3 protein-coding genes are annotated in these 4,227 nt (G+C 33.4%); 1 reads left to right on the top strand and 2 read right to left on the bottom strand.

Features of this window, described 5'->3' with window-relative positions; all coding sequences use genetic code 11:
- Window positions 1-2,120 (bottom strand): hypothetical protein (locus tag COX95_03170; GenBank protein ID PIZ85708.1); only part of this gene is annotated, 2,120 nt, incomplete at its 3' end.
- A 240-nt stretch (window positions 2,121-2,360) separates the two neighbouring features.
- Between COX95_03170 and COX95_03175 the strand changes: the two genes are divergently transcribed.
- Window positions 2,361-3,905, top strand: coding sequence for a hypothetical protein (locus tag COX95_03175; GenBank protein PIZ85706.1), 1,545 nt, complete (start codon window positions 2,361-2,363; stop codon window positions 3,903-3,905).
- Here COX95_03175 and COX95_03180 read toward each other — a convergent pair.
- Window positions 3,898-4,227 (bottom strand): hypothetical protein (locus tag COX95_03180; GenBank protein ID PIZ85707.1); only part of this gene is annotated, 330 nt, incomplete at its 5' end. The two genes, COX95_03175 and COX95_03180, sit on opposite strands and share 8 nt — an antisense overlap.

The raw sequence follows: 4,227 nt of genomic DNA on the forward strand, positions 1-4,227 counted from the left end.
TCCCAGGCAACGCAGTCTTGATGATCTACCGCATCTGGGGGTAACGCAGAATAAGTAACTCTAATATCTGTCTTCAAAGGCGCTATTCCCTTTTTTGGAGTTAACGCTATGCTACAACTTCCGCCGCTTGATGGGGGAACAACAACACTGTCTGAAACTGTAAACCCCCATGCCTGCTGCCAATTTACTGAAGGATTACCATCAACCATTTTCCCAAAAGTGTAATTAGGGCTTGTATCCCATAAACCACGTTCATCCATACCCTTTGCTGACCACTTATAGCTGCCATTTTCATTAAGATCAGACTGGTTAAGAGTAATGGTAAAATTATAATTTCCTGCGCCATCAACTGCCACTAAACCGCTATCATAAGGACCTAGATATTCAGGGACTTCGGTATTAGGATCATAAGGTTTTCTAATTTTTATATAAAGCCTAACCCTATCATTATCAATATCCCTTATTCTGGCTTGAAGAGCTACGGTAATTGTACCATCTAAATTACGGGTAAAATTCGCACCATTAGGACTTATTAAAGACACGTTAGGGGCATTATTGGGCGTAATTCTTCCTGGTAAATTTGGAATTCTCTGCCAATATACCTTCATCGTATTAGTATCACCATTTGGCCTGGCATCAAACTTAAATACACCGTTGCCGTTAACAGAGTAAGACGATCCGTACATTTCGACACTCTGCCAATAACCGGGTTCTTGTAAACCATTGTTAAAAAATTGGACGACATAGTAATCAGCATCACCCGGAACGTCACTGCAATGACAGCTAAAGCCTCTTCTGGTGTTAGCTCCACAGTCATTATATCCGAATGTTACCCATCCATTAGCACCAGCTGTTCCATTAGCCTGATTAGTCATACCTAGACTATTGGCATTAGGTGTGCCGTTATTTGGCGTTATGTAAACACCTCTATCCCTACATCGTGAACCAAAAAGATTCATTTTTATAGAATCAGGATTAAAATTAACACGGGCCGAAGCACCGCTAAAAGCTATAGGAGCTCCTCCTAGAGCTGGTCTGCTAAAAAATTGCACTTCCAAAGCCGTAGGATAAGCACCTCCGGCAGGGGTTAAACCTCCACCACAACTCCCATTCTCTGCTGCTAAAGCCTTGGGAATTAAACTTGCTAAACCTGTATTTTTATTAGTTGATTTTAAATCATTTTTTGCAACAGGTTTTATATTAGTTGGATAACTAACATTATATTCAGCTTTTTTCTTTGTAAACCATTCTTCCATTGATAAATACCTGGACGAAAAATCATAATTTCCTGTGACTTTAAGCATGGCATATAAAGTTTCTTTGTTATTATATTTTACGATAAACGGCTCACTAACTTGATTTTTCTTAAGCGAAAAAGCTTTATCAACAAAGCCCTCATCTTTAAACAAACCGTTTCTATTTTCAGAAAAACTTTTATTAAAACTGTGGCTTAAAAGAGTAACATTAGGTGAAAAAGATTTTTTACCGATAGTGGTATCATTATTAGTTTTTTCCATTGCGGCTTCAAAACTGATTTTACCAGATTTTAAGTCTGAGTTTATACCATTAATCAATGATTCAGCGTACTTCTTATTATCTTTTCCTTCCTGATCAAATCTTGCAACAATTACCTTACCCTCCCTAAAAGAAACAACCTTGCCTTCAACCTTAGTCCGTAAAATTTGAAGCTTAGCGTTCTTACTTACTATTGTTTTTTGCTGACTACTCAAAGAATCATAATCTGGTATATTTTTAGCTTCTTTTTGGATTTCCTCATCGGTTATACTTATACCTAATTTCCCTGACTCTAAATCAATAATGTAATCTTCCACTAAAACCCTTAAGGCTTCTTTTTTAACCTGCTCATCAAATTTACCTGGATTTTCCGGAGTGCCTTTGGTATCTATCTCATATAATTTTTGATTTAAATCCTTTTGGATAATTTTCTTATCACTAACGGTTGCAATAACCTTGTTAGGATTTTCCTTACTAAAATAAACTCCGTAAATAATTAAACCCCATGCCGAAACTAAAAGAACCGCAGAAATAGCAAGAAATGATTTGCTATGGAGAACCCTAAATAATTTTTCTTTTAATTCTCCGCCGTTTGCTTGTTTCATTTTATCCCCGCAAATTAATGTTGATTGTATCTTTAAGTTCTTATATTGAGCTTTATAAAGCCTTGAATATCTTATATGAAATATAACAAAGAAATACTGATTTCGTTATCAAAACCATCTTTAAAACTTATTTAATTATACCTTAATTTAATATGATCGTCAATCAAGCTTTAGCTACTTTAACAAATATTTTTATATCCCTGATATAATTGCTTTAAATAAATAATTAATAACTCATTTATGCTTAAAAAAATCTTGAATTTCTTAAACTCCAATAAAATAATAATAGGAATTATTGTAGGATTTTCGATATTATATTCTTTAATATCTTTGTTGTCCCATTATAATCTTCATACCAATGCCTGGGACTTGGGAATATTCAATAAGTCATTGTACCAATATGCCCACTTAGAGCTAGGACCTAATAATATTAGAGAATTACCCAATCTGCTTGGCGACCATTTTGAATTTTTAATGGTATTATTGGCTCCTCTATACTATATTTTTGGTTCATATACACTTCTAATTGTTCAAATTGCCGCCATTATAATTGGAGCGCTAGGAATTTATAGACTTATTCAATACAAAACAAAAAGTAATGTTTTAAGTATTCTGGCCTTAATATTTATTTTATCTTTTTTTGGAACTATACAAGCCATTGCATTTGATTACCACAACGATGCTTTAGGTTTTGCAGTATTATCTTGGATGCTTTTATCAATCGAAAGAAAAAAAATAAATAAATATTATTTATTTCTGCTACTCTTTCTTCTAACAAAAGAAACCATGGCGATTGTCGCAATATTTGTCGGATTAAGCATGCTTATTTTTGATAAAAAAGATGGAAAACATGGGCTGCTAACTATTTTTATTTCAATAATCTATTACCTAGCTGCCACAAAAATTCTAATACCGTATTTTTCAGAAGGTATACCCTATGCCTATTGGTATTACAAACAGTTAGGCATAGGCACGCTAGATGCTATAAAAAATATAGCAATAAATCCGTTAATATTGATTAATTTACTGGTCAATGATCCAATCAAAATAAAAACCCTTAGGGCAATTTTATTATCTGGCGGAATATTTCTCTTCTTAAAGCCAAAATACGGGATAATTTTTCTGCCCTTTTTACTTATGAAATTATATGCTACCCCACCTCGACTTTGGGAAACAAGTTTCCAATATCTCTTGGTTGCAGGGATACCTCTCACTTTAGCAATATTTACTTTTTTAGGAACTCATTATCATAAGAAAAAAGTAATCTTGATTATTGCTTTATTTACTCTGTTAATTTCAATAGTTGTAACCTACAAAACATCAATTTATAACGCCAATAAATTATCAGGCCTGATAATATTTAATCTGCAGGAAATATGGAGCAAAAATGATAATAGACAAGCTTTTAGAGAAGCAAAAAAAATATTACCTGATGATAAAAAAGTATGTTGCCAATCAAATTTATGCTCCCACCTGGAAAATAAAAATATATACAATCTCTTCCCCTATACGCCGAATAAATGTGACTATTTAATAATAAATAAAGAAATAAGTTTTAGGAATGATCTAGTGATAGCTGACGTAAATTTGGATATAGAAGCTGAATTTGAGGCCTTAAAAAAATGTAGGAAAAATCCAAGATGCGATTGGCTAAGAGCTAACAGTTTTAACAAGGACTTCCAGCTTAAAAGGTTAGACGATAAAATTAATGATATTTGCCAGGAAGAAGGGTTTGTAAAAATATTCGACAAAAAAAGCGTAATGATTTATGAAAAAACTAATTAGGATTTTTAGCGCATCTAAAACCTAACAGATTAAATGAATGGGAAGGCGCATCATCGATATCTGCTCTATATATACCAGCCGCACCCCCATTAACAGCACTTCCTCCGCGCATTATGCCTCTGATTTTTGCTGTTTTTTTATTACATCCATAACCATCAATGTTTTTGTCTGAACAATTATTATCAGCAAAGGTATAAGTATAGTCACCATTAAATTTTTTATTCTCTAAATCTTGACTTGTTTCTAAAGGAATACCAAGCTGGTCACTATATTTAGTTATATATCCTTGATCCGGCCATTTAACCTTATCACCTTTACCATC

This window comes from bacterium CG_4_10_14_0_2_um_filter_33_32 (assembly GCA_002792735.1).
In the GTDB taxonomy this organism is placed as follows: Bacteria; Patescibacteriota; CPR2_A; order CG2-30-33-46; family CG2-30-33-46; genus CG2-30-33-46.

Bases quoted from the DNA above. Each gene is read 5' to 3' on its own strand.
- COX95_03175 (PIZ85706.1), top strand. From the start codon at position 2,361: ATGCTTAAAAAAATCTTGAATTTCTTAAACTCCAATAAAATAATAATA.